At 68.5% G+C, this 19,910-nt stretch carries 19 protein-coding genes; 2 read left to right on the forward strand and 17 right to left on the reverse strand.

The window, feature by feature from the left end:
• Positions 1-184: 184 nt before the first annotated feature.
• The 12 genes from ACFVXC_RS38650 to ACFVXC_RS38705 form a co-directional block, all read right to left on the reverse strand.
• The gene (locus tag ACFVXC_RS38650; RefSeq protein ID WP_389915699.1) at positions 185-856 is read right to left on the reverse strand and encodes a response regulator; all 672 of its coding nucleotides are present in this window, start codon (positions 854-856) and stop codon (positions 185-187) included.
• A gap of 25 nt (positions 857-881) precedes the next feature.
• On the reverse strand, positions 882-2,084 hold the full coding sequence (locus tag ACFVXC_RS38655) for a sensor histidine kinase (protein WP_389915992.1): 1,203 nt from the start codon (positions 2,082-2,084) through the stop codon (positions 882-884).
• 142 nt (positions 2,085-2,226) lie between these two features.
• Complete coding sequence (locus ACFVXC_RS38660) at positions 2,227-3,072, reverse strand: ABC transporter permease (RefSeq protein WP_389915702.1); 846 nt, start codon at positions 3,070-3,072, stop codon at positions 2,227-2,229.
• The gene (locus ACFVXC_RS38665) at positions 3,069-4,034 is read right to left on the reverse strand and encodes an ATP-binding cassette domain-containing protein (protein ID WP_389915704.1); all 966 of its coding nucleotides are present in this window, start codon (positions 4,032-4,034) and stop codon (positions 3,069-3,071) included. Before ACFVXC_RS38665 ends, ACFVXC_RS38660 begins: the two co-directional genes overlap by 4 nt.
• 141 nt (positions 4,035-4,175) lie before the next feature.
• Complete coding sequence (locus ACFVXC_RS38670) at positions 4,176-5,789, reverse strand: type VI secretion protein (protein WP_389915707.1); 1,614 nt, start codon at positions 5,787-5,789, stop codon at positions 4,176-4,178.
• A 3-nt stretch (positions 5,790-5,792) separates the two neighbouring features.
• Positions 5,793-7,220, reverse strand: a complete 1,428-nt coding sequence (locus tag ACFVXC_RS38675; protein ID WP_389915710.1) for an ATP-binding protein — start codon at positions 7,218-7,220, stop codon at positions 5,793-5,795.
• A 17-nt stretch (positions 7,221-7,237) separates the two neighbouring features.
• Positions 7,238-8,797 carry an SCO6880 family protein gene (locus ACFVXC_RS38680; RefSeq protein ID WP_389915713.1) on the reverse strand — a complete coding sequence of 520 codons (1,560 nt, stop codon included), beginning with the start codon at positions 8,795-8,797 and terminating at the stop codon, positions 7,238-7,240.
• Positions 8,794-10,152, reverse strand: a complete 1,359-nt coding sequence (locus ACFVXC_RS38685; protein WP_389915715.1) for a hypothetical protein — start codon at positions 10,150-10,152, stop codon at positions 8,794-8,796. Before ACFVXC_RS38685 ends, ACFVXC_RS38680 begins: the two co-directional genes overlap by 4 nt.
• Entirely contained in the window at positions 10,142-10,990 is an 849-nt protein-coding gene (locus tag ACFVXC_RS38690; RefSeq protein WP_389915718.1) for a hypothetical protein, read from the reverse strand. The genes ACFVXC_RS38685 and ACFVXC_RS38690 overlap by 11 nt, the downstream gene beginning before the upstream one ends.
• A 169-nt stretch (positions 10,991-11,159) precedes the next feature.
• A complete protein-coding gene (locus ACFVXC_RS38695; protein WP_190083671.1) occupies positions 11,160-11,468 on the reverse strand; it encodes a hypothetical protein in 309 nt (102 codons plus the stop codon).
• A gap of 305 nt (positions 11,469-11,773) precedes the next feature.
• Complete coding sequence (locus ACFVXC_RS38700; RefSeq protein WP_389915721.1) at positions 11,774-13,102, reverse strand: hypothetical protein; 1,329 nt, start codon at positions 13,100-13,102, stop codon at positions 11,774-11,776.
• Positions 13,103-13,763: 661 nt separating this feature from the next.
• Positions 13,764-13,916 (reverse strand): hypothetical protein, encoded by a 153-nt coding sequence (locus ACFVXC_RS38705; protein ID WP_389915723.1) that lies wholly within the window; start codon positions 13,914-13,916, stop codon positions 13,764-13,766.
• On the opposite strand from ACFVXC_RS38705, the gene ACFVXC_RS38710 reads away from it, so the two are divergent.
• Positions 13,902-14,210 (forward strand): hypothetical protein, encoded by a 309-nt coding sequence (locus ACFVXC_RS38710; protein WP_389915726.1) that lies wholly within the window; start codon positions 13,902-13,904, stop codon positions 14,208-14,210. The two genes, ACFVXC_RS38705 and ACFVXC_RS38710, sit on opposite strands and share 15 nt — an antisense overlap.
• On the opposite strand, the gene ACFVXC_RS38715 is transcribed toward ACFVXC_RS38710, so the two are convergent.
• The 4 genes from ACFVXC_RS38715 to ACFVXC_RS38730 form a co-directional block, all read right to left on the reverse strand.
• Positions 14,182-14,913: a hypothetical protein gene (locus tag ACFVXC_RS38715; RefSeq protein WP_389915729.1), complete on the reverse strand. Its 732-nt coding sequence runs from the start codon at positions 14,911-14,913 to the stop codon at positions 14,182-14,184. The genes ACFVXC_RS38710 and ACFVXC_RS38715 overlap by 29 nt on opposite strands.
• Before the next feature lie 27 nt (positions 14,914-14,940).
• Entirely contained in the window at positions 14,941-15,531 is a 591-nt protein-coding gene (locus tag ACFVXC_RS38720) for a hypothetical protein (protein ID WP_389915732.1), read from the reverse strand.
• Between the two features lie 93 nt (positions 15,532-15,624).
• Positions 15,625-16,857, reverse strand: coding sequence for a putative T7SS-secreted protein (locus ACFVXC_RS38725; RefSeq protein ID WP_389915735.1), 1,233 nt, complete (start codon positions 16,855-16,857; stop codon positions 15,625-15,627).
• Positions 16,854-17,180 carry a hypothetical protein gene (locus ACFVXC_RS38730; protein ID WP_389915738.1) on the reverse strand — a complete coding sequence of 109 codons (327 nt, stop codon included), beginning with the start codon at positions 17,178-17,180 and terminating at the stop codon, positions 16,854-16,856. The genes ACFVXC_RS38725 and ACFVXC_RS38730 overlap by 4 nt, the downstream gene beginning before the upstream one ends.
• 328 nt (positions 17,181-17,508) lie before the next feature.
• Between ACFVXC_RS38730 and ACFVXC_RS38735 the strand changes: the two genes are divergently transcribed.
• Positions 17,509-18,150 carry an NADPH-dependent F420 reductase gene (locus tag ACFVXC_RS38735; RefSeq protein ID WP_389915740.1) on the forward strand — a complete coding sequence of 214 codons (642 nt, stop codon included), beginning with the start codon at positions 17,509-17,511 and terminating at the stop codon, positions 18,148-18,150.
• 109 nt (positions 18,151-18,259) lie between these two features.
• On the opposite strand, the gene ACFVXC_RS38740 is transcribed toward ACFVXC_RS38735, so the two are convergent.
• A complete protein-coding gene (locus ACFVXC_RS38740) occupies positions 18,260-19,531 on the reverse strand; it encodes a glucarate dehydratase family protein (RefSeq protein WP_389915742.1) in 1,272 nt (423 codons plus the stop codon).
• Between the last annotated feature and the right edge of the window lie 379 nt (positions 19,532-19,910).

A 19,910-nucleotide genomic window follows, 5' to 3' on the forward strand; every position in this document is an offset into this window, starting at 1 on the left:
GGGAGAGTAGGACGCCGCCGAACTATTATTAACGGGAAACCCCCGCACCCATGTGGTGCGGGGGTTTTCTGCATTCCAGGCCCCCGCAAGGGGGCCTTTTCTGCGTTCAGGGGCAATTACGCCCCGGGTGGTAGCCGGACTGCACCCGGGGCGACGGTAGCCGGAGCCGGACCCGTCACCACCGTCACGTCGGCCGCGTCAATTTAGTGTCGTACGCCAGAATTACCGCCTGCACCCGGTCCCTGGCCCCCGTCTTCGCGAGAATGCGCCCCACATGCGTCTTCACCGTCGACTCCGCGAGGTGCAGTCGCCCCGCGATCTCCGCATTCGTCCAGCCCTGCCCGATGACCGTCAGGATTTCGAGCTCCCGGTCCGTCAGCGAGGAAAGGCGCGGGTCCCGGGAAGGGGCGGCGTCCTCGCCGGTGCGCGTGGGCAAGTGATCGGCGAACGCGTCCAGGAGGCGGCGGGTCAGGCTCGGGGCCACGACCGCGTCTCCCGTGGCGACAGCGCGGATGCCGGAGAGGAGTTCCTCCGGCAGGGCGTCCTTGATGAGAAACCCCGAGGCCCCCGCACGTAGGCCCGCGTACGCGTATTCGTCCAGGTCGAACGTGGTGAGGATCAGGACCCGTGTGCGGTCGCCGGCCGCCACGATGCGGCGCGTGGCCTCGATGCCGTCAAGGCCGGGCATGCGGATGTCCATCAGAGCGACGTCGGGGTGGAGTTCGGCCGTCATACGGACCGCCTCGCTGCCGTTGCCGGCCTCGCCCACCACCCTCATGTCGTCCTGGCTCTCCAGGAGCATGCGGAAGCCGAAGCGTTGCATCGGCTGGTCGTCGACGATGAGCACGGTGGTCACTGAGCGGATTCCTTGGGGAGGGTGGTCACTGAGCGGATTCCTCGGGGAGATGGAGTTCTACCTGCCAGCCGCCCGGCGGGTGCCGCAGCGGACCTGCCTCAAGTGTCCCGTCGTAGAGGGCCGTTCGCTCGCGCATTCCCGTGAGACCGCGACCGGACGATCCATGGGGGCTGCCCCCGGCGCCCGTGTCCGTCACCGTCACCCGCACCCCGTCATCCCCGTAAACGGCCTCCACGTGAGCCGTCGCCTCCGGGCCTCCGTGCTTGAGGGTGTTCGTGAGGGCCTCCTGGACCACGCGGTAGACCGTGAGCTGGCGTCCTGCCGGGAGGGAGTCCGGTCGGCCCCGGACCGTGCTGCGTACCGGAAGACCCGCGGCCCGTACCCCGGCGATGAGTTGGTCCAGGTCGGTGAGGGCGGGCTGGGGAGCGAGAGCGGCGGCCTCCGGTGCCTCCTCCCGCAGGACCTCCAGGAGGCGGCGCAGTTCCGTCAGGGCCTGGCGGCTGGTGGTGCCGATGGCGGTGAGGGCCTGGGCGGCGCGTTCGGGGGACTTGGCGGCGGCGTACGAACCGCCGTCCGCCAGGGTCGTGATGACGGAGAGATTGTGGCCGATGATGTCGTGCATCTCGCGGGCTATGCGCGTGCGTTCGGCGTTGGTGGCGAGCTGCGCCTGCTGGTCGCGTTCGACTTCGAGCTGCTTGGCGCGCTGCACAAGGGATGCCATGTACTCCTGGCGGGTGCGGACCGCGATGCCGAGGAGGGCGACGATCGCGAAGCTCATCAGCGTCGGAACGATCTGCTGGTCCCAACTGCCCTGCGGATAGCGGAAGCGGCTGACGAGGAGCGGTACGACGGTCAGGCCGTACGCCCAGGCCAGCGCGCGCGGCGGAAGCCGTACCGCGATGTTGAAGACCACGATGAGCAGGGTGAGCGAGCCCTGTAGGACGGCCCCCGTCCAGTTGTTGGCGAGCCCCGCCAGGAACATGAGCGCGTACACCGCGAGCGGATGGCTGCGGCGCCACAGGAGCGGCACGGTGACGGCCGCCGTGATCGCGTACAGGACCCAGGCGGAGACGTCCGTGTTGGGGGCGATGTTCCGCCAGCCCTCGCCCACCAGGTCGACCAGCCCGGCGCACACGAAGAAGCCGGTCAGGAGGGCGTCCCAGACCAGTGGGCGGCGCCGGTCGAAGGAGCGCACCCACTGGACGCCGCGTTCGACGTACCGGGTCAGCGGCTGGGCGCCCGCGGACCAGTCCTGGTGCGACTCCTGGTGCGCCTCCTGTTGCGACTCCTGGTGCGGGGTGCCCTGGCCGCTGCTGGTGCCGCTTCCGTCTCCGCTGCCGGTCACGGCTTCATCCTCGTACGGGAGTCGCTCATACGTCCTGTCGCTTCAGCAGATACGCCGCCGCTGCCAGGGATGCCACCGCCCACGCGCACAGCGTCAGCAGCCCGGCGCCCGGTGAGAGGTCTCCGGATGCGGTGTGTACGGCCGCGAGGGACTCGGAGGCCGGCAGCGGGAAGTAGCCGAGCGCGTCCTGCACGGTGTCGTTCGGGATCATCAGGGCGAGCTGCGGCAGGAGGATCAGGCCGCCGACGTACGCGCCGATCGCGCCCGGAACGCTGCGCAGGGCCGAGCCGAGGCCGAGCACGATGACGCCGATGAGGACGGTTCCGGCGGCCGAGCCAGCCACGGCGCGTGCGATGCCGGGGTCGCCGAGCGACGCCGCCAGGTCCGTGCCGCCGAGGAACAGCTGGGCCAGCGGGAACGTGAGGAAGTCGGTGATCAGGAGCGTCCCGAGCGCGACCGTGCCGAACACGGCGGTCTTCGCCCAGAGCACCGGCAGGCGGCGCGGCACCGCGGCCATCGTGGCCCGCACCATGCCCGTCGAGTACTCGCCCGCGGTGATGAGGATGCCAAGGACCGCGATCGCGACCTGGCCGATCTGGGTACCGAGCAGGGCGTACGTGACCGGGTCGATGTTGTCACCGGGGCTTGGCGTGTAGGTGGCGGCGACGATCATGCCAAGGACGACGGTGAAGACGCCCGCCACGCCGAGCATGATCCAGGTGGAGCGGAGCGTCCACAGCTTGTGCCACTCGGAGCGGAGGATTCCGCGGGAGGTCAGGCGGTAGGGGGAGGCCGGGCGGTAGGGGGAGGCCGGGCGGTAGGGGGAGGTCGGGCGGTCGGACGACGTGAGTGGGGTGGGCGTGGTGCTCATGCCGCTGCTCCTTCCGGCGTTGTGGGCGTTGTCGGCGTTGTCGGCGTTGTGGCGGCGGAGACCGACGCCGCGTACTCGACCGAGCCGCGTGTCAGATCCATGAACGCCTGCTCCAAGGAGGCCGTGTGCGGGGTGAGTTCGAAGACGGGGATGCCGTGCAGCGCCGCCGTGCGGCCGATGTGTTCGCCGTCCGTGCCGCGTACGTCGAGGACGCCCGGCGCGTCACTCGTGATCTGTACGCCCGGTGCGGCGAGCAGCTCGCCGAGCAGGCCCGCCTCGGGGGTGACGACCTTGACGGAGCCTGTGCCCGACTCACGTACGAACGTCTCCACCGTCGTGTCCGCGAGGAGTTTGCCGCGGCCGATGATGATCAGGTGCTCGGCGGTCAGCGCCATCTCGCTCATGAGGTGCGAGGAGACGAAGACCGTACGGCCTTCCGCGGCAAGGGACTTGAGGAGGTTGCGGATCCACAGGACGCCCTCGGGGTCGAGGCCGTTGACCGGCTCGTCGAGGATGATCGTGGCCGGGTCGCCGAGGAGCGCGGCCGCGATGCCCAGGCGCTGGCCCATGCCGAGCGAGAAGCCCTTCACGCGTTTGCGGGCGACTTCGTGGATGCCCACGAGGTCCAGGACCGCCTCGACGCGGTGGCGTGGGATGCCGTGGGTGTGGGCGAGCGCCATGAGGTGGTGGAAGGCGGTGCGGCCGGGATGGACGGACCGGGCCTCAAGGAGTGCGCCCACCTCGTGCAGGGGTGCGGTGTGCGTCGCGTACGTGCGGCCGCCGACCGTGGACCGGCCGCGGGTCGGGGCGTCGAGGCCGAGCAGCATCCGCATGGTGGTGGACTTGCCCGCGCCGTTGGGGCCGAGGAAGCCGGTGACCGTCCCGGGGCGGACGGTGAAGCTCAGGTCTTCCACCACGGTCTTGTCGCCGTAGCGCTTGGTGAGTTCGTATGCCCGAATCATGCTTCTGATGCTGGCGCTCGCGGGGGCGCGTGGCGTCGGACCAGGGGCGGGACGTGGGCGGCGGCGGGTAGTACCGCGGTAGGACGCGGAAGGACGGGGACCCTGAGGGGTGGCCTGGCCCGGGTCAGGGTGCGGCTGGTCCTAGCCGGGGAGTTCGGCGTGGGGCCAGCGGGTGCGGGCCTGTTCGCGGGAGCGCAGGAGGGCGAGGGTGGGCAGGCCGCGGTCGGCTCCTGTGGACAGGAGCTCCGGGAGCTGGGGGAGCGGGGCCACGGCGGCCACGTCGTCGAGGACCAGCGTCATTGGTGGGTCGAGCCGACCGGAGGATGACCGTTCGGCCATGCGCCGGCCGTGCTCGACCACGCTTGAGGCGAGTGCCGTGAGGAGGGGCATCGCGCCCGGCCCCTTGGGCGATTTGGGGTCCTCGATGGCTTCACCCACCACAAACAGCGTGCCCCCTTCATCGATGAAGGAATCCAGAGTGAGGGCATCGGTTCTGTTGGGGGTGCAGGATTCTCGTACGTTCAGAGTGAAAAGGGCGGAGAGAGCGCGTGCCGTCAACTCCTGGGCGATGTCACGGCGTTCCGGGTACGCGGTGAGCGCCGCCTCCAGCTCCCCCGCTGATCCCGATGCCGCCTTCTGGTGGGTGCGAAGGATGCGGACCGCGTCCTGTACGCCCGTTCCCTGGGCCCAGCGGTGTACGTGCTTGACGGGGCGGCCGTCCACCGCTGCCGCGTGGAGGAAGCTGCGGAGGAGGGTTTCCGCGGTCTCGGCGACGGTGCTGTCCAGTTTGGCGCTCGGCCTTATGGCGGCAAGGAGGGCGGTGGCCCGTTCGGCCGCCACTGCCTTGTCCTCGCAGTTGGCGGTTGGGGACCAGTGCATTCTCGCGGGGGTGTCGCAGAGGTGTGAGGGGTCGTAGACCAGGACGGGGCCGAGCTTCGCCCGGGCGTCCTTCGTCTCCTCCCACAGAGTGGGGTCGGAGGTGAGGACGAGCGCTGCGCCCTCCGCGTCTCGGATCGCTTCCGCCGCGAGGGGTCTGCGGGTCTCCTGGGGGCCGAGTACCAGGGGCGTACGGGGCGTGGGGACCGTCAGTTTGTCGGTACTCGGGGTCTCGGTGCGGTGCCCCTCGTCGGGGCCCGCGCTCGTGCCGTCCGCAACCGGCGCTGTGGGCCGCGCCCACTCTTCCCCGGGCTCCCCCGCTGTGGGCCGCGCCCACTCTTCCCCAGGCTCCCCGCTTCGCTCGACCGGGGGAGGCCCCGCTCGCCCCGCGGGACGCCGCCCGCCCGCAGCAGGAGCGGCGGACTCGACGGGTACCGCCTCCACCGGAGCGTGTGTCTGCGGCGCGGGTGAGGGGCGTGGCGCGCGTCTCGCCCTGCGTACCGCCCGCCATCTCGTCACCGTCCCCATGACGAAGATCGTCAGGACGACAAGGACCATCAGCTGGCCGATCAGCAGGCCCCAGAACAGGCCGTAGCCCGTGAGTTGGGCCGCCGGGGTCGCCGGCCACGCGCCCGCGATGTCGTGTGGCTGCTGTACCAGGTGCCGCATCGCCACCGGCGTATTGCCGAAGCTGACGTTCTTGGGCCAGGAGCCGTGCGAGAACGTGCCCGCGAGGCCCGTCGCCGACCAGACGAGGACCGTCAGGCCGAGCACGAAGGCGAGGCCGCCGACCAGCACACCGTCGGGGATTCCCCGCTCACGTGACGCGCGGCGCCCGCCCTGGTCGCGGTACTCGGGCTCAGCCTCCCGGTAGCCCATCCCTCACGCCACCCCGTATCGCGACGACGGCGATGATGGATCGTTCATCTGCTGTTCCATGTACGCCGCTCGCTCCTCCGCCTCCAACTCGGCTGCCCGCAGCGCGTCGTCGGCGAGGAGTTGGTCCGCCGACGACTCCGTCATGGCGCGGTCGGTGAAGACCAGGGGGCGTTCGGTCTCCGTGATCAGGTGTTTGACCACCTGGACGTTGCCGTTCACGTCCCACACGGCGATACCGGGCGTGAGGGTCGGGATGATCTCCACCGCCCAGCGTGGCAGGCCGAGGACCCGTCCTGTCGCTCTCGCCTCGTCGGCCTTCTGGGCGTAGATCGTCCTTGTCGACGCCATCTTCAGGATCGCGGCGGCTTCCTTGGCCGCCGCCCCGTCCACCACGTCGCTCAGGTGGTGGACCACCGCCACGAACGAGAGCCCGAGCCGCCGCCCGAACTTCAGCAGCCGCTGGAAGAGCTGGGCCACGAAGGGGGAGTTGATGATGTGCCACGCCTCCTCCACCAGGAAGATGCGCTTCTTGCGGTCCGGGCGGATCCAGGTGTGTTCGAGCCAGACGCCCACGATCGCCATCAGGATCGGCATCGCGATGGAGTTCCGGTCGATGTGCGAGAGGTCGAAGACGATGAGCGGGGAGTCGAGGTCGATGCCGACCGTCGTCGGGCCGTCGAACATGCCCCGCAGGTCACCGTCGACCAGACGGTCGAGGACGAGCGCGACGTCCAGACCCCACGCCCGTACGTCGTCTATGGCGACGTTCATCGCTTCCGCCGACTCGGGCTCCGGGTGGCGCAGTTGCTCCACGATGTCCGTCAGGACCGGCTGGCGCTCCACGATCGTCTCGTTCACGTACGCGTGGGCGACCTTGAGCGCGAAGCCCGAGCGCTCGTCGAGCCCGTGCCCCATCGCGACTTCGATGATGGTCCGCAGGAGCGCCAGCTGACCGGTCGTGGTGATCGCGGGGTCCAGCGGATTGAGGCGGATGCCCATGTCCAGGGCGGCCGTCGGGTCGAGCCGGATGGGGGTCAGGCCCAGCTCCTGGGCGATGAGGTTCCACTCGCCCACGCCGTCCTCGCCCTGCGCGTCAAGGACGACGACCTGCCGGTCCTTGAACCTCAGCTGCCGCAGGACGTACGTCTTCTCAAGGGCCGACTTGCCGTTGCCCGACTCTCCGAGCACCAGCCAGTGCGGGGCCGGGAGCTGCTGCCCGTACAGCTGGAAAGGGTCGTAGATGTACCCCTTGCCGGAGTACACCTCGCGCCCGATGATCACGCCCGAGTCGCCGAGGCCGGGTGCGGCCGTCGGCAGATAGACCGCCTGGGCCTGCCCCGTCGACGTACGGACCGGGAGTCTGGTCGTCTCCACCTTCCCGAACAGGAAGGACGTGAAGGCGTCCGTGAGGATGGTCAGCGGATCCCGCATGGTGACAGCCCTCGCCTCTAGCGTCGGATGCCGGTCGCGAACGGCAGCGTGTTGACGAAGGACCTGTGGTGCTCGCGGTCGCACCACTCCAGCTTCAGGTACGACTTCCCGGCCGAGGCCCGGATGGTGCGCTTGTCGCGGGCGAGGGCTTCGGGGGAACGGGACGAGACGGTGATGTAGCCGACGAGATTGACCCCGGCCGCGCCGCTCGCCAGGTCCTCGCCGCGCTGGTCCAGACGTGAGTTCGATGCGATGTCGCGGGGGTCGACCGTGCGGTTCAGCTTGGCCTGGCGGCTCGCCTCGGCCTCGTCGTTCGTCTTCTCCGTCAGCATGCGCTCGATGGCGACCTCGGTGGGTTCGAGGTCCATGGTCACCGCGACCGTGCGGATCACGTCCGGGGTGTGGACGAGCAGCGGGGCGAGGAAGTTGACGCCGACGGGCGTCATCGGCCACTCCTTCACCCAGGCCGTGGCGTGGCACCAGGGGGCGCGGGTGGAGGACTCGCGGGTCTTGGCCTGGAGGTAGGTGGGCTCCATGGCGTCGAGCTCGGCGGGCCAGGCGTTGCGCTTCGTCATCGCCTGGATGTGGTCGATGGGGTGGTCCGGGTCGTACATGGAGTGCACGAGCGAGGAGAGCCGCCCCTGCCCGAGCGGCTGCCGTACGCGGATGTCCGCTTCCTGGAGACGCGAGCAGATGTCGGTCAGCTCGCGTGCCATGACGACCGCGAGCCCCGCGTCCCTGTCGAGCTTCCGGCCGCCGTGCGGACGGCTGGCGCGGGCCATCGCCTGGGCCTCGGCGGCCAGATCGCGCGAGTAGTGCATGCAGGCCACGAGATACGCGCGGTGCTGCTCGCTGCTGGTGGAGACCATCGACTGGAGCTGTTCGTACGACTGCTGCAGCCAGGGCAGTGCCCGGTCGTCGCCCCTGATGCTGACGTCCTTGGCGTGGGCGTCGGGGTCGGCGGGGAGCGTGCGCGCGAGCATCTGGAGCCGCGTCACGAAGCCGTCTCCGTTCGCGACGTGCTTGAGCAGCGTCCCGAACCGGTCGACGAGCGCCTCCTGGTCCTCGGAGTCGCGGAGGCCGACGCCGGGGCCCTCGATCTCGATGGCGGCGGTGACCGTACGCCGGTCGGCGTGCAGCAGCACGGCGATCTCATCGGGACCGAAGGGCGCGGCCAGCCAGCTGATGCGGCCGATCCCGGGGGGCGGGCCGACCTCGACCTCCCTGCCGTCGAAGCGGATACCCGCCTCGGGGGTGGCGGAGCGGTAGGCCGTGCCGCGCTTGAGGGAGCGCTTGAAGCTGCGGTTGATCTCGAACCACTTGTAGAACGTGCGGCCCTTGTAGGGGACGTAGACCGCGGCGATCGCCAGCATGGGGAAGCCCATGAGCAGCACGATGCGCAGGGAGAGGACAGGGACGAGGAGTCCGCACATCATCCCCAGGAAGGCTCCCGCGATGATCATCGCGATCTCGCCGGTCTCCCGGTTCTTGCCGACGATCGCGTTCGGCCGCGCGCGGCCGATCAGATATGTGCGGCGGGGCGCGATCGGTTGCGACACGTGGGACTGAGTCGTCAACGCCCTTCACCTCCCGTGCGTTTGGAACTGCCAGTGGAACCGTTTCCTGAGCCGCCCGGGCCGCGGTTGCGCGCGTGCGGTGTGCTGGTCGCGCTGCCCCGGGGCGGGGGCGCGGCGGAGGGGACAGATCCGCCGCCGCTCGATGAGCCGCCCGAGCCGCCCCCGCCGCCACGGGAGCTGTGGGCTGCGACGCCGCCGCTCACGGGGTTGGCGGGCCGCGGCTGGCTGTTGCCGCCTCCGCCGCCGCCACGGGAGCTGTGGGTCTTGATGCCCTGGGAGACGAGGGACGCGGGGGACGAGATGACGGCCGCGGCGCGGTTCTCCGCACCCTGGGAGATGCGGTTGTTCCGGGAGCCCGCGATCTCGTCGCCGAAGCCGGGGACGAAGCGGTAGATCATGGCGCTCGCGAAGATGGCGAGCAGGATGATCGAGAGCCCGGAGACGACCGCCGAGAAGGAGTCGGGCCCGTCACCGGCGGAGAGCGCGCCGGCCAGGCCGAGCACGATGACGATGATGGGTTTCACCAGGATCACCGCGATCATGATCCCCGCCCAGCGGCGGACGTGCGTCCACAGGTTCTTGTCGACGAGACCCGCGTACACGACGGTGCCGAGCAGCGCGCCCACGTAGAGCAGCGCGGCTCTGATGACGAGCTCTAGCCAGAGGACGCCGGCCGCGAGGATCGACACGAGCGAGACGACGATCAGCATGATCGGCCCGCCGCCGATGTCGTCGCCCTTCTTGAGCGCCGCCGAGAACGTCCCGAAGAACGTGTCCGTCTGACCGCCGGTCGCTTTCGCGATGACGTCACTCACGCCGTCGGCCGCCGAGACGACCGTGTAGAGGATCAGCGGCGTGAAGGCGGAGGCGAGGACCGTCAGCCACAGGAACCCGATGGCTTCGGAGAGCGCCGTGGTGAGGGGGACGCCTCGCACCGCGCGCTTGGCGACGGCGAGGAGCCAGAGGAGCAGGGTCAGGATGGTGGACGCGGCGAAGACGACCGCGTACTGCTTGAGGAAGCTGGGGTTCGTGAAGTCGACGGCGGCGGTCTTCTTCACGGCTTCGGACAGCTTGTCGACGGTCCAGGACGCGGCTTCCGCGCAGCCCTTCGCCAGGGAGGAGAGGGGGTCGGCGGTGGAGTCCAGGGGCGGGTCGGTGGGGTACTTGCCGCCGCCGTCGCTGCTGCCTCCGCTGCCTTTTTCGCAGTACTTTTTGGCGGGGCCGCGGATGAGATCGCAGGGGTCGTCGGGCTCGGGCGCGGCGAAGGCATGCGTCGCGAAGAGGACCACCGCGGTCTGCACAGTGGTGACTGCGGCGGCGAGCGTGAGGGTGCGGCGGCGATTGCTAGCGGGCATAAGTGAACCCTCCGTACTCCTCCACAGCCTTCGCCATGTCGTCTGCTGTCGAAGCCCGTTGGTCGCGCCCGACGGGGACGGGGCCGTCCTTCTGCTTGAAGTCGGCGACCTTCCAGTCGCCGCCGATCCACCGGAGCTCGTAGGTATTCGTGTACCAGCTCTCGGAGACGGGGTTCTTGGTGCTCTCTCCGGCGAGGCCGAATAGCGACGAGTACCAGATCTCCACGGTCGCTGAGTTGCCGCTCAGCTTCTTGGTCGTGGTGCCCACGGGGATGATGCGCGAGACGAAGGTCGTGCCCTTCGGCGCGCTGCCGTCGGGGTTCAGCCCGATGCCGGTCAGGAACGCCTTGCCGGAGTACACCTTGTCCAACGTGGGCTGGCGATCGGCGGCCGCTGCCGGGGTGTAGACGGTATTGACGATGCTGTGGCGAAGGGCGGGCTTGAACATGTCCGCCGAGCCGAGTGCCACCGCATAGTTCGCGGTAGCGGACTGCGCACCCTGCTCACTCTTCGCGTACCCGGACGGAATCCCCGACGTCTTACCGTCGACCGGCCGCGCCCCGGACGCGGCCGTCGGGTCCGCCCCCGCCTTCTTGCCGTCCCCGCCGCGCCCGGCAGACTCCTCACCGCCGCCGCCACCACGATTCGCGAAGGCGATAGCCGCGATGAGCACGACCACCACACCGACCACCGTCACGAGGCTCCGTGACGAAGAACGGCTGGATCTGCGCCCTCCGCCATAGACATCCTGGCCGCCCCCCTCGCCCTCGGGGAGCCGCGTCCGGGTCTCGCCCGAGCCGCCGTAGAGGCTGTCGTTCCGCTCGTCGTCGAGACTCATGCCGAGTACGCCCCCTCAACCTTTCGGTGAACCGCCACGTACGACGGTAGCCGTGCTGGTCCCCGCGCGGGCGCGGTGTGGTGACTCGACATCAGGGAGTTGCAACCTCAGCCGGTGGGCGCGACGGATGGGTGGGTCGGAGGGGACAGAGAGAGGAAGCGGCGAGGGGTCAGACCGCCATGCCGTACACGATGGTGAAGACCGTGCCGAGCGATCCGATGATGAAGACGCCGGTCAGGCCCGCGATGATCAGGCCCTTGCCCTGCTCGGCGCTGAAGGTGTCGCGCAGCGCCGTCGCGCCGATGCGCTGCTTCGCCGCGCCCCAGATCGCAATGCCGAGACAGAGGAGGATGGCGATCGCCATCACGACCTCGATCATCACCCGTGCCTCGTTGCCCAGACTCCCGAATGGGCCCCAGTCGGGGGCGATCCCGCCGATGATGGTGGTGATGTCGCCTTTTTCGGCTGCCAAAAGCATGTGTAACTCACCGCCCCTAGTGGGTTGTTCCGTCGCCTCTGCCTACCGCAGCGCAGAGGACAGCTCATTCTCGCCGACAAATGGGCCAGTGCATGTCGACTTGGCGTCATTCGTTGGCTGAAACGTATGGTCACTCTATGTATCACGGTGAGTGACGCCGGGCAATGACGGCCCGGCGAGCCCTCTGACCAGGTCTCATTCTGACCTGACCCCATGATGGACACTCACATCATGGGTCATGGAGGCCTGTCGAGGCCATCCAGGCTGTCCAGGCCGCCGGGACCGTCCCAGCCGTCCCAGCCGTCCTAGCCGTTCAGGCCGTTCAGTCCGTCCAGGCCGTCGAGGTCACCGAGGCCGCCGCCCGTCACGACGTACGAGCAGTCCGTGTAGCGGTAGCCGGGCTGGATCTTGCTGCCCTCGGTGTTGTTGCGGACGCCTCCCACGGCGCTCGCGTCGCGCTTGTAGAGGAAGTGATAGTCGCCCGGGGGCAGGTGGAGCGTCTTGTTCGGATACCCCTTGCCCGCCAGGCAGGCCTTCTTGCCCTGGGCCCGGTTCGTGTACGTCCTGCAGCCGCCGCATGCCGAGAGTTTGAGGGTGCCGGTGGTCGGGCCGGTGTAGAGGACTTCGAGCGGGCCGGGGCCGCCGTTCTCGATGACGTACGTGAGCTTCGCGCCGCCGGGCGACTTGGCGGGCGGCAGGCTGCGGCCCGCCGCCGGGCGGGATTCGGCGATCTCTGCGGCGATGGCGATGTCCTTCGCGCGGTCGCGCTTGCCGTTGCTCTTGTAGGTCCCGGCGAAGTCGTTGAGCGTCTTGGCCGCTTCCTTGAACTTCCCGTCCCTGAACTCGTCCACGCCGCACGCGTACGCCCCCGACTCCACCGCGTTCGCGGCGTCACCGGAGAGTCCGTCGCCCGCGCTGTCGGGGAGGGCCTTGGCGGTGGTGCCGATGCTGCGCAGCTCCTCGGTGGCCTTGCAGGGGTCGGAGCCCTTCAGACCCGATGAGCGAGATGTGATGGCCTCGCGGATGGCGGGCTCGACCTTCCCGGCCTGGTCGGAGTCGGGGAACGTACGCAGGAGCTCGCCGAATTCGTCTCCGCCGGCGGTGGAACCGGCGCCGAGTCCTTGGTTTCCGCACTCGTAGAGGGAGGTGGCCAGGCGGTCGTCGGGCCAGGTGGCGAGCGTGCCGAGGCGGTCCTTGCCGAGGGAGCCGGGGAGGGTGCGCAGGTACTGAAGGGGCGCCAGCGCGGCGCAGTACTCGTGCGCGTCATAGGGGGCGGCGACGGACTTGTAGTACGTGCTGAGGCTGTCCGGTACGCGCTTGGCGGCCTTTGATCCGGGGTGATCGTCGCCGAGGTCGCGGTAGATGGCGAGGGCGGTGCGGTAGTCGTCCTCGGCCGCGTCGAAGTCCCTGCCGTCGGCGGCCGTGACGATCTTGTCGGCCTTGTCGAGCCGGTCGAGCAGCATCTCCTCGACGGCTTCGTCACGCGCGGCGTCGTACGCGATGACGCCGCCGGCGGGAACGGCGAGCAGGACGAGTCCGATCCCGAAGACGAGCGGCGTGCGCAGCGGCCAGTTCTGGGAGGTACGGAGGGCGCGGCGGGCGCCGTCGGCCGCTGCGAGGAGCAGGAAGGCCACGAACCCGATGAGTACGCCGCCGGGGACGCCGTCGACCTCGGCGGGGAGCGCGAGGAGGAGGAGCGCGGCCGTCGCGGCCCAGCAGAGGGCGGCAAGGAGCCACTGCTTCAGGAGTACGTAGCCGAGTCCGAGGCCGGTGAGATTGAGGATCCCGGCGGAGAGGGCGCGCAGGGCGTCGGGGGCGGGTTGGGGTGCGGGTGGGGCGTAAGGGAGTGGGGGTGCTGTGGGTGGGGGCAGGGGTGGGGCGTAGGGGGCGGGTGGTGCCGAGGGGGGTGGTGCCGAGGGGGGTCGTGGCGGTGCGATCGGGGGAGGCGGCCCGAACTGGACGCTGTGGGGGGCTTGGGGCGCCTCGGGCGGGGGAGGGGCGTCGGGGGCTGGGCCTGGGGCTGCCTCGGGGGCTGCCTCGGGCGTGGGTCTCTGGCTTTCGCCGTCCCCGCCCCCGTCCCTGTCCCCGCCCCCGCCCCCGCCCCCGCCCCCGCCCCTACCTCTATCCCTGTCCCCGCCAGGAACCGTGTCTCTGGGCCCGTCGTCAGGCGTGGTGTTCTCGTCCCCGGATTGCATGTTCGGCTCCCCCCAGCCGTTACAACGCGGCGCGTTGATTTGCGCCCAATTCCCCTACGATCAGGGAATGTTGGACACCCGTCAACAGGACGGGCACCCCTCAGTCGCGGCGTCTGAGCGCCTTCGCGCGGGTGTATGACCGCCCGGTCAGGAGCACTCCGACGGCGAGCACCGCGGTGTAGGCGACCAGAACGACATCGAAGCCGCCGGGGAGCCAGCCGAGGAGGCCGGTGCAGTCGTGGTCGATGAGCACTCGAATGAGGCCCTGCGCGGAGAGACACATCGGGACTGCGCCGAGAACCTGCGGGATGTCAGCGACGAGCACCGCCTGGAGGAACTCGTCGCCGGTTTCATCGCCACGGCCCAGGCGAACGGGCAGACGGGCCCCGGCCTGGACGCCCGGCGCGAGGCGGACCTGCTGGTGGCCGTGGCGGTCGGGCTCGGCGGGGATGTGCTGCACGAGCGGCGCGCTCTGGACGACGTACGAGGCGCGCTCGGCTACCACCTGACCAAGCTCTTCAGCCCGACCGGTCCGGCCCAGCCGTAGCCTTGTCGGCTGCTCTGTTGATCGCTTCGGCTTCGAGCAGCGGGTTCTCGAAGCTGACGTTCTCGGCGATCTGGTGAAGCAGGCTTCGGTACTCCGCACGTCGGCTCACGGCGGTGGTGCCCAGCGTAAGGACCACCAGGCGTTTGCCGTCCGGGTGCGGGAGGTGGGCGAAGATCTGGAGAATCGGCTCCTGGGGGAGGCCGGACTCGGCATTCGGGGCGCGTACGAGCTCGCTGAATGACGCCGGTCCGCAGGGCAGTTCGAGGTATTCGATGTCCGTGTGCCCCTCGGCCCCTGCGACGGCCCGGGCGGCGGTGACGGCGGGCGCTGCGGTGGCGATGTCTCGCCAGGACAGGGTGAAGAGGGAGAACAGGTGCGTGGCGATGCTCTCGTCGCTTTTGCTGTCGGATACGTCGTCGCGGTGGAGGCCGATTGAGCAATGGGTAGTGCCAACCTCGACCAGGGCGGCCAACAATTGCTGGCTGAAAGCAATTTGGGTCAGAAACAGCTGGCGTGCGACGTCAGTCGGAGCGGCATCGAGGATCGGATCGATGGCGGTGCGCAACTCGTCCGCTCCGGGGGAGTCGGGCGGATTCAGCAGTGCGCCGATGGGGATCGAGGTGAAGCCCGCTGGGACGGCGAACCAGACATCGCCGCCGGGTTCATTGACGGATTCATCGAGAATAAACTCGGGCGTGCTCAACTGGGTGTCTCCATCTGGCGGCGTTTATCAGCGGTTTGGGGTGACTCCGGCGCGCCGACCACGTTCGAGGTCCTCGGACGTGACCCCCCATTCCGTGAGGCGGCTGCCATCGCCCTTCCCTAGACCTTGGTCGAGAATCTGAAACCGACGGGGCATCTGCCCACTCGGAGTGGGCGCGGCGACGATGCCGATCATGCGTGGATCACCGGCGAACCAGATGGTCTCGATCTGTGCCTTCAGCTGAGGCTTGCCGCGGGGTGCCAGCCGCCGGGTCCACCAGTTCAAGCGGTAGTGCTGGGTGAAGACCAGCGGGAGTTGCTGCTTCGGGTTGGCAGGATTGGGAAGCTCGAACCACCCGTGCTGGGGCCCCACAACCTCTGGGTAGTCCGCTAGGCCACGAGGGACATCGCGTAGCACCTGCCATGGGAAGGTACGCATGATGCGCCGCATCCTCAGTGCCGCAGGAAAGTAGCGCAGTTGAATGTAAGCCCGGTAAAAGCCGTAGATGAAGTACGGCATGAAGATCCACACGACCCAGTTGGGCGTCTCGGTGGAGATCCCGAGTAGTGCGATCCACCCGCCGATCCACCCGATCAGCCCGGCCACGTTCAAGGACATGTGCAGCATCCAGGCGCGACGCGTAGGTGGGTGGTCCCACGCAGTGGGGAATTCAGCAAGGTTCACTTGGACACTCTCTCAGCATGGAAAAGGTCAGAAGGCGGCGCGCAGGAGCCCCGGGAGCGCAGGCAAGTCGACACCGAGCCGTGTGCCATCGATGCCGGTGCCCACCTGTCCCTTGATCTCGTCATCGGATACCAGGCCGTAGCCGGCCGTCACCAGGCCGATGCCGGCTGAACCCTTGCCGATGGAGTCGATCACTACGGCCGGGTTGCTTGTACCTCGAAATACGCGTTCAAGCATAGGATTTGCCACGCCACCCATACCTCGTGCGCTCTCCGCTGTCTTGCTGCCGAAGAGTGACAATTTCTGCCCGAGGCTGAGTGCCGTGCCCCCTGTTCTCACCGATCGCGCGGCTCCGAGACCTCCCTTTACAGCAGCTCCGAGCCCCGGAACCACTCCTAGGCCGTCGGCTCCCACTGAAACCAGATTACTGAAGAAATCGGCATCGAATTCACCCTTGGTGAAGCCATCCTTGAGCGATTCCCGCACCTCCGGATCCGAGAGCCGAGTCGCGAGTGCCCCTGCGCTGAGAACCGCTGCCCCCACCAGAAGAAGAGGCAGCGCAATGGGCCCGGTAAAGATCAGGGCAGCCAGCGCAAGAACCCCAGCAATGGCGCTGAGGATATCCGGAAGATTATCCTTGATCCAGCTCCAGGTGTCCTCGAGCCAACCAGGCTCGTGCGGCGCCAGTTTGTCCGTCGCGTCACGAATCTTTCCCGCGCGATAATTGGACCGCACACTGTGCTCGTGTTCCAGGCTCCGCGCCCTGCCCAGGATCCGGTCGAGTTCCGCTTGCGCGTCCTCGACCTTGCCGTTGGCCAGCTTCAAGGACTTCTTCGCGTCCCCCTGTTTGTCGCCCTTCTTGTCCAGGTCGGGATCAGCGCCGGCGGTGTCGGCGTGCCCCTGCGCCGCCTTCAACACCTCCCGGGCCTCCTTGGCCTTCCCGTCCAGAGCTTTAGCCCGACGCTGGTAATCGTCCAGGTCGCCTTCCCAGCGCTCCAACTGTGTCGCGGCCTTTTCGATGGAGCGTGCGGCGTTCTTCAGGTTGAGAGCCAGCGGCCCGTCTTTGACGGCCTCGCGAAAGGCTACTGCCGCATCGCCTTCCCAGTAGCTGCCGTCCATCAGCTTGGTGACGACCTTGCGGGTGTCGCGGAGGACAGTGACGCAGTTGTCCAGCTTCTTACGCAGCTCTTTTACGGTGTCGCAGTCCCCGGGGGCCGGATCGAAACCGAGATCCGGATAAGTGGAGGAGGCGTCCGTCACTTTGGCACCTCCACGATGTCGTCATTGTTCTTCCCGGGTTTCTCCAACGCCTTCAGAAGTGCATTCTCGACTTCCATGAAGGCGTCTTTGCTCTGCTCGATGATCTTGCTGAGATCCTCGGCCTGCTCACCGATCTGCTCCGCCCCGTACTTCCAGTCCCCTTGGAACTCCTCGCACGCCTTGTCGAGTTCCTCCGTCCCGAGGCCGCCAACGGTCGCACCGGCCAGAGCGCTCCGAAGGCCCTTCAGGGAGGTGACCGATCCATCGAGCAGCTTCATGAATCCTTCGAGCTCGACTGCGTCGAGCCTCAGCCTCTCGGCCATCCCTACCCCCCCGGGGTCTAGTCGCGCGATGTGATCACTGATGGAAACGGTTGTTCGATGGGACGACCGTTGCCGTGAGGTGACTGACGCTATCTATGGGGTGCGTAGTTTCGCTAGTGCGAAGTTTGCGTCATAGGTGCGGGAATATGTATGTTCCGGGCATAGCGGGGCGTTGATCGATTCTCGTAAGAGGAATAGGAGAAAGGGACAGTCATCGCTTGCGGCTCCACCTCCAGCTCCTCGGCCTTCCGGGGTACGTCGACGGGCCGATGCGGCATAGGGCTCCGGCCCGATCTCCTTTGTGGCAGGGCTAGTTAGCGTCCTGGCCATGCGAATCGGATTGATCGGAACTGGAAATGTCGCCCGCGCGCTGGCTGCCGGTTGGCAGGCCGCGGGGCATGACGTCGAGCTGGGGTCGCGTTCACCGAAAGAGCGGGGAGGCGCGGAGGAGCTGACGGGGTTCACCGTCGTCGGTCTCGCCGAGGCTGCCGCGCGTGGCGAGGTATTGGTCAACGCCACGCCCGGTACGGCTTCGATGGGCGTGCTGAACGAGATCGGCGCGGGTGCCCTAGCGGGGAAGGTGCTGGTCGACATCGGTGTCGGCTTCACGGAGGGGATGGAGCTCTCCCATCCCAACTACAGCCTCAGCGAGGAGATTCAGGCGGCGTTTCCCGAGACGCCGGTGGTCAAGACGCTCGCCACTGTCGACTCGGTCGTGATGAAGGACCCGGGGAGCCTGGAGGAGATGGGCACGATCTTCCTCTCCGGTGACGACGCCGCCGCCAAGCGGACGGTGCGGCAGCTGCTCGGCGATCTGGGATGGCCGGATGCCTCCCAGCTCGACCTGGGAGGCATCGGGACCGCGCGCGGTCAGGAGCATTTCGCGCTGCTGTTCATGGGGGTGGCGGAGGCGATCGGGTCGTACGGGTTCGGCATCAAGGTGGTGCGTCCGCGTACCCGTACCGTTTGAGCAGGTGACGGGGGCCGTCGGTGACCGGGAGCGTGCCCGCGGGCCAGTCGATCGAGGGTGGGCATGACCGGCCAGGACGTCACCGGCCAGGACATCAGCAGCCAGGACATCACCAGCGGGGCATGGCCGCCCGGTACGTCGGGTTGACCGTGCGCATGTAACCGGTGTCGTCGCGGTTGCGCAGTCCGCACTTCAAGTACTGCTCGTGGAGAGTCCGCAGGGCGTCGTCGTCGAGCGTGACGCCGAGGCCGGGGGTGCTGGGCGGGACGACCGCGCCGTCCTTGAACTCCAGGGCGCCGGGCTCGATGACGTCCTCGGTCTTCCAGGGCCAGTGGGTGTCGCAGGCGTACGTGAGATTGGGGGTGGCGGCAGCGAGGTGGGTCATGGCCGCGAGGCTGATGCCCAGGTGCGAGTTGGAGTGCATGGACAGGCCCATGCCGAACGTGTCGCAGATCCCGGAGAGCAGCTTGGAGCGACGCAGACCACCCCAGTAGTGGTGGTCGGAGAGCACGACCTGGACAGCGTCGACCGCGACCGAGGGCTTCAGCTCGTCGAAGGCGACGACGCACATGTTCGTCGCCAGCGGCATGCCGACCTCGCGGGCCACTGCGGCCATGCCCTCGATTCCCGGGGTCGGGTCCTCCAGATACTCCAGCACCCCGTCCAGCGCCCGGCCCACCTTGACGGAGGTCGGGACCGACCACACCGCGTTGGGGTCGAGGCGCAACGGGTGCGTGGGAAACGCCGCCCGCAAGGCCCTGATCGCCTCGACCTCCTCCTCGGGCGGCAGCACTCCGCCCTTTAGCTTGATCGCGGTGAACCCGTACTCGTCGATCATCTTCCGGGCCTGGCGCACCAGGCCATCCGGGTCCAGGGCGGCGCCCCATTCGTCCGGTTCGGCGCCGGGGTGAGCGGCCCACTTGTAGAACAGGTAGGCGCTGAACGGCACCGCGTCCCGCACGGCACCACCGAGCAGGTCGGAGACCGGGCGTCCGGCGGCCTGCCCCTGGATGTCCAACAGGGCCACCTCGAACGGGGAGAAGACCCGGTCGACGGTGCTGCTTGTGGTGATCATCCCGGTGAGGCCCGACCCGCCGTCGCCGCCGGTCCGGTTGATGAGGTCGGTGATACGCCGGTGCATCTCCTCGGTGGCGTAGACGTCGAGCCCGACGAGTTCCTTCGCGGCGGCGTTCAGCCGGTCCAGGTGCTTCGCGTCGGCGTAGGTCTCGCCGAGTCCCGTCAGGCCGCCGTCGGTGTGCACCTGTACGACGGCGCGCAGGGCGTACGGCTCGTGGACCCCGACCGAGTTGAGCAGCGGCGGGTCGCGGAAGGCGACAGGGGTGACGACTATCGAGGAGACGCGCAGGCGCTCGGTATTCATGGTCAGGGCCTCCCGGCCGGTTCGGGACCGCGTTGAAGGAACAGCACTCCGTCCAGCATCAAGGCCTGTTCATAGGTCTGATCAGTGTTCATGCTGCTGAGTATTGATCAAGTTAGGACCGGCCGGAACTCCCGTCAACCGTCCGCCCGTCCGCCCAGCTCGCCCAGTTCGCCCGACCCTCACCTGGCCACCAAAAGACCAGACCAACTGCGCCCGAGGCCTCCTCTCGCGGTCACGCCGCGGTCACGTCGCGATCATGTCGCGAGAAATCGTTGACCGGTCGGACGTGCTTTCGTAACGTGATCGCGGACGTGAAGCCAGTTCGCATACATGAACATGAACATCTCTTGGTGCCCCCGTTCCCGGCACCGGGATCGCA

The sequence above is a fragment of the Streptomyces sp. NPDC058257 genome, assembly GCF_042881845.1.
Classification (GTDB): domain Bacteria; phylum Actinomycetota; class Actinomycetes; order Streptomycetales; family Streptomycetaceae; genus Streptomyces.

What these genes read in the sequence shown, in the direction of transcription:
- ACFVXC_RS38730 (WP_389915738.1), bottom strand. Translation starts at nt 17,180, where the DNA reads ATGGCCGAGAGGCTGAGGCTCGACGCAGTCGAGCTCGAAGGATTCATG.
- ACFVXC_RS38665 (WP_389915704.1), bottom strand. Translation starts at nt 4,034, where the DNA reads ATGATTCGGGCATACGAACTCACCAAGCGCTACGGCGACAAGACCGTG.
- ACFVXC_RS38740 (WP_389915742.1), bottom strand. Translation starts at nt 19,531, where the DNA reads ATGAATACCGAGCGCCTGCGCGTCTCCTCGATAGTCGTCACCCCTGTC.
- ACFVXC_RS38720 (WP_389915732.1), bottom strand. Translation starts at nt 15,531, where the DNA reads ATGTCCTTGAACGTGGCCGGGCTGATCGGGTGGATCGGCGGGTGGATC.
- ACFVXC_RS38690 (WP_389915718.1), bottom strand. Translation starts at nt 10,990, where the DNA reads ATGAGTCTCGACGACGAGCGGAACGACAGCCTCTACGGCGGCTCGGGC.
- ACFVXC_RS38685 (WP_389915715.1), bottom strand. Translation starts at nt 10,152, where the DNA reads ATGCCCGCTAGCAATCGCCGCCGCACCCTCACGCTCGCCGCCGCAGTC.
- ACFVXC_RS38675 (WP_389915710.1), bottom strand. Translation starts at nt 7,220, where the DNA reads ATGCGGGATCCGCTGACCATCCTCACGGACGCCTTCACGTCCTTCCTG.
- ACFVXC_RS38670 (WP_389915707.1), bottom strand. Translation starts at nt 5,789, where the DNA reads ATGGGCTACCGGGAGGCTGAGCCCGAGTACCGCGACCAGGGCGGGCGC.
- ACFVXC_RS38660 (WP_389915702.1), bottom strand. Translation starts at nt 3,072, where the DNA reads ATGAGCACCACGCCCACCCCACTCACGTCGTCCGACCGCCCGACCTCC.
- ACFVXC_RS38695 (WP_190083671.1), bottom strand. Translation starts at nt 11,468, where the DNA reads ATGCTTTTGGCAGCCGAAAAAGGCGACATCACCACCATCATCGGCGGG.
- ACFVXC_RS38735 (WP_389915740.1), top strand. Translation starts at nt 17,509, where the DNA reads ATGCGAATCGGATTGATCGGAACTGGAAATGTCGCCCGCGCGCTGGCT.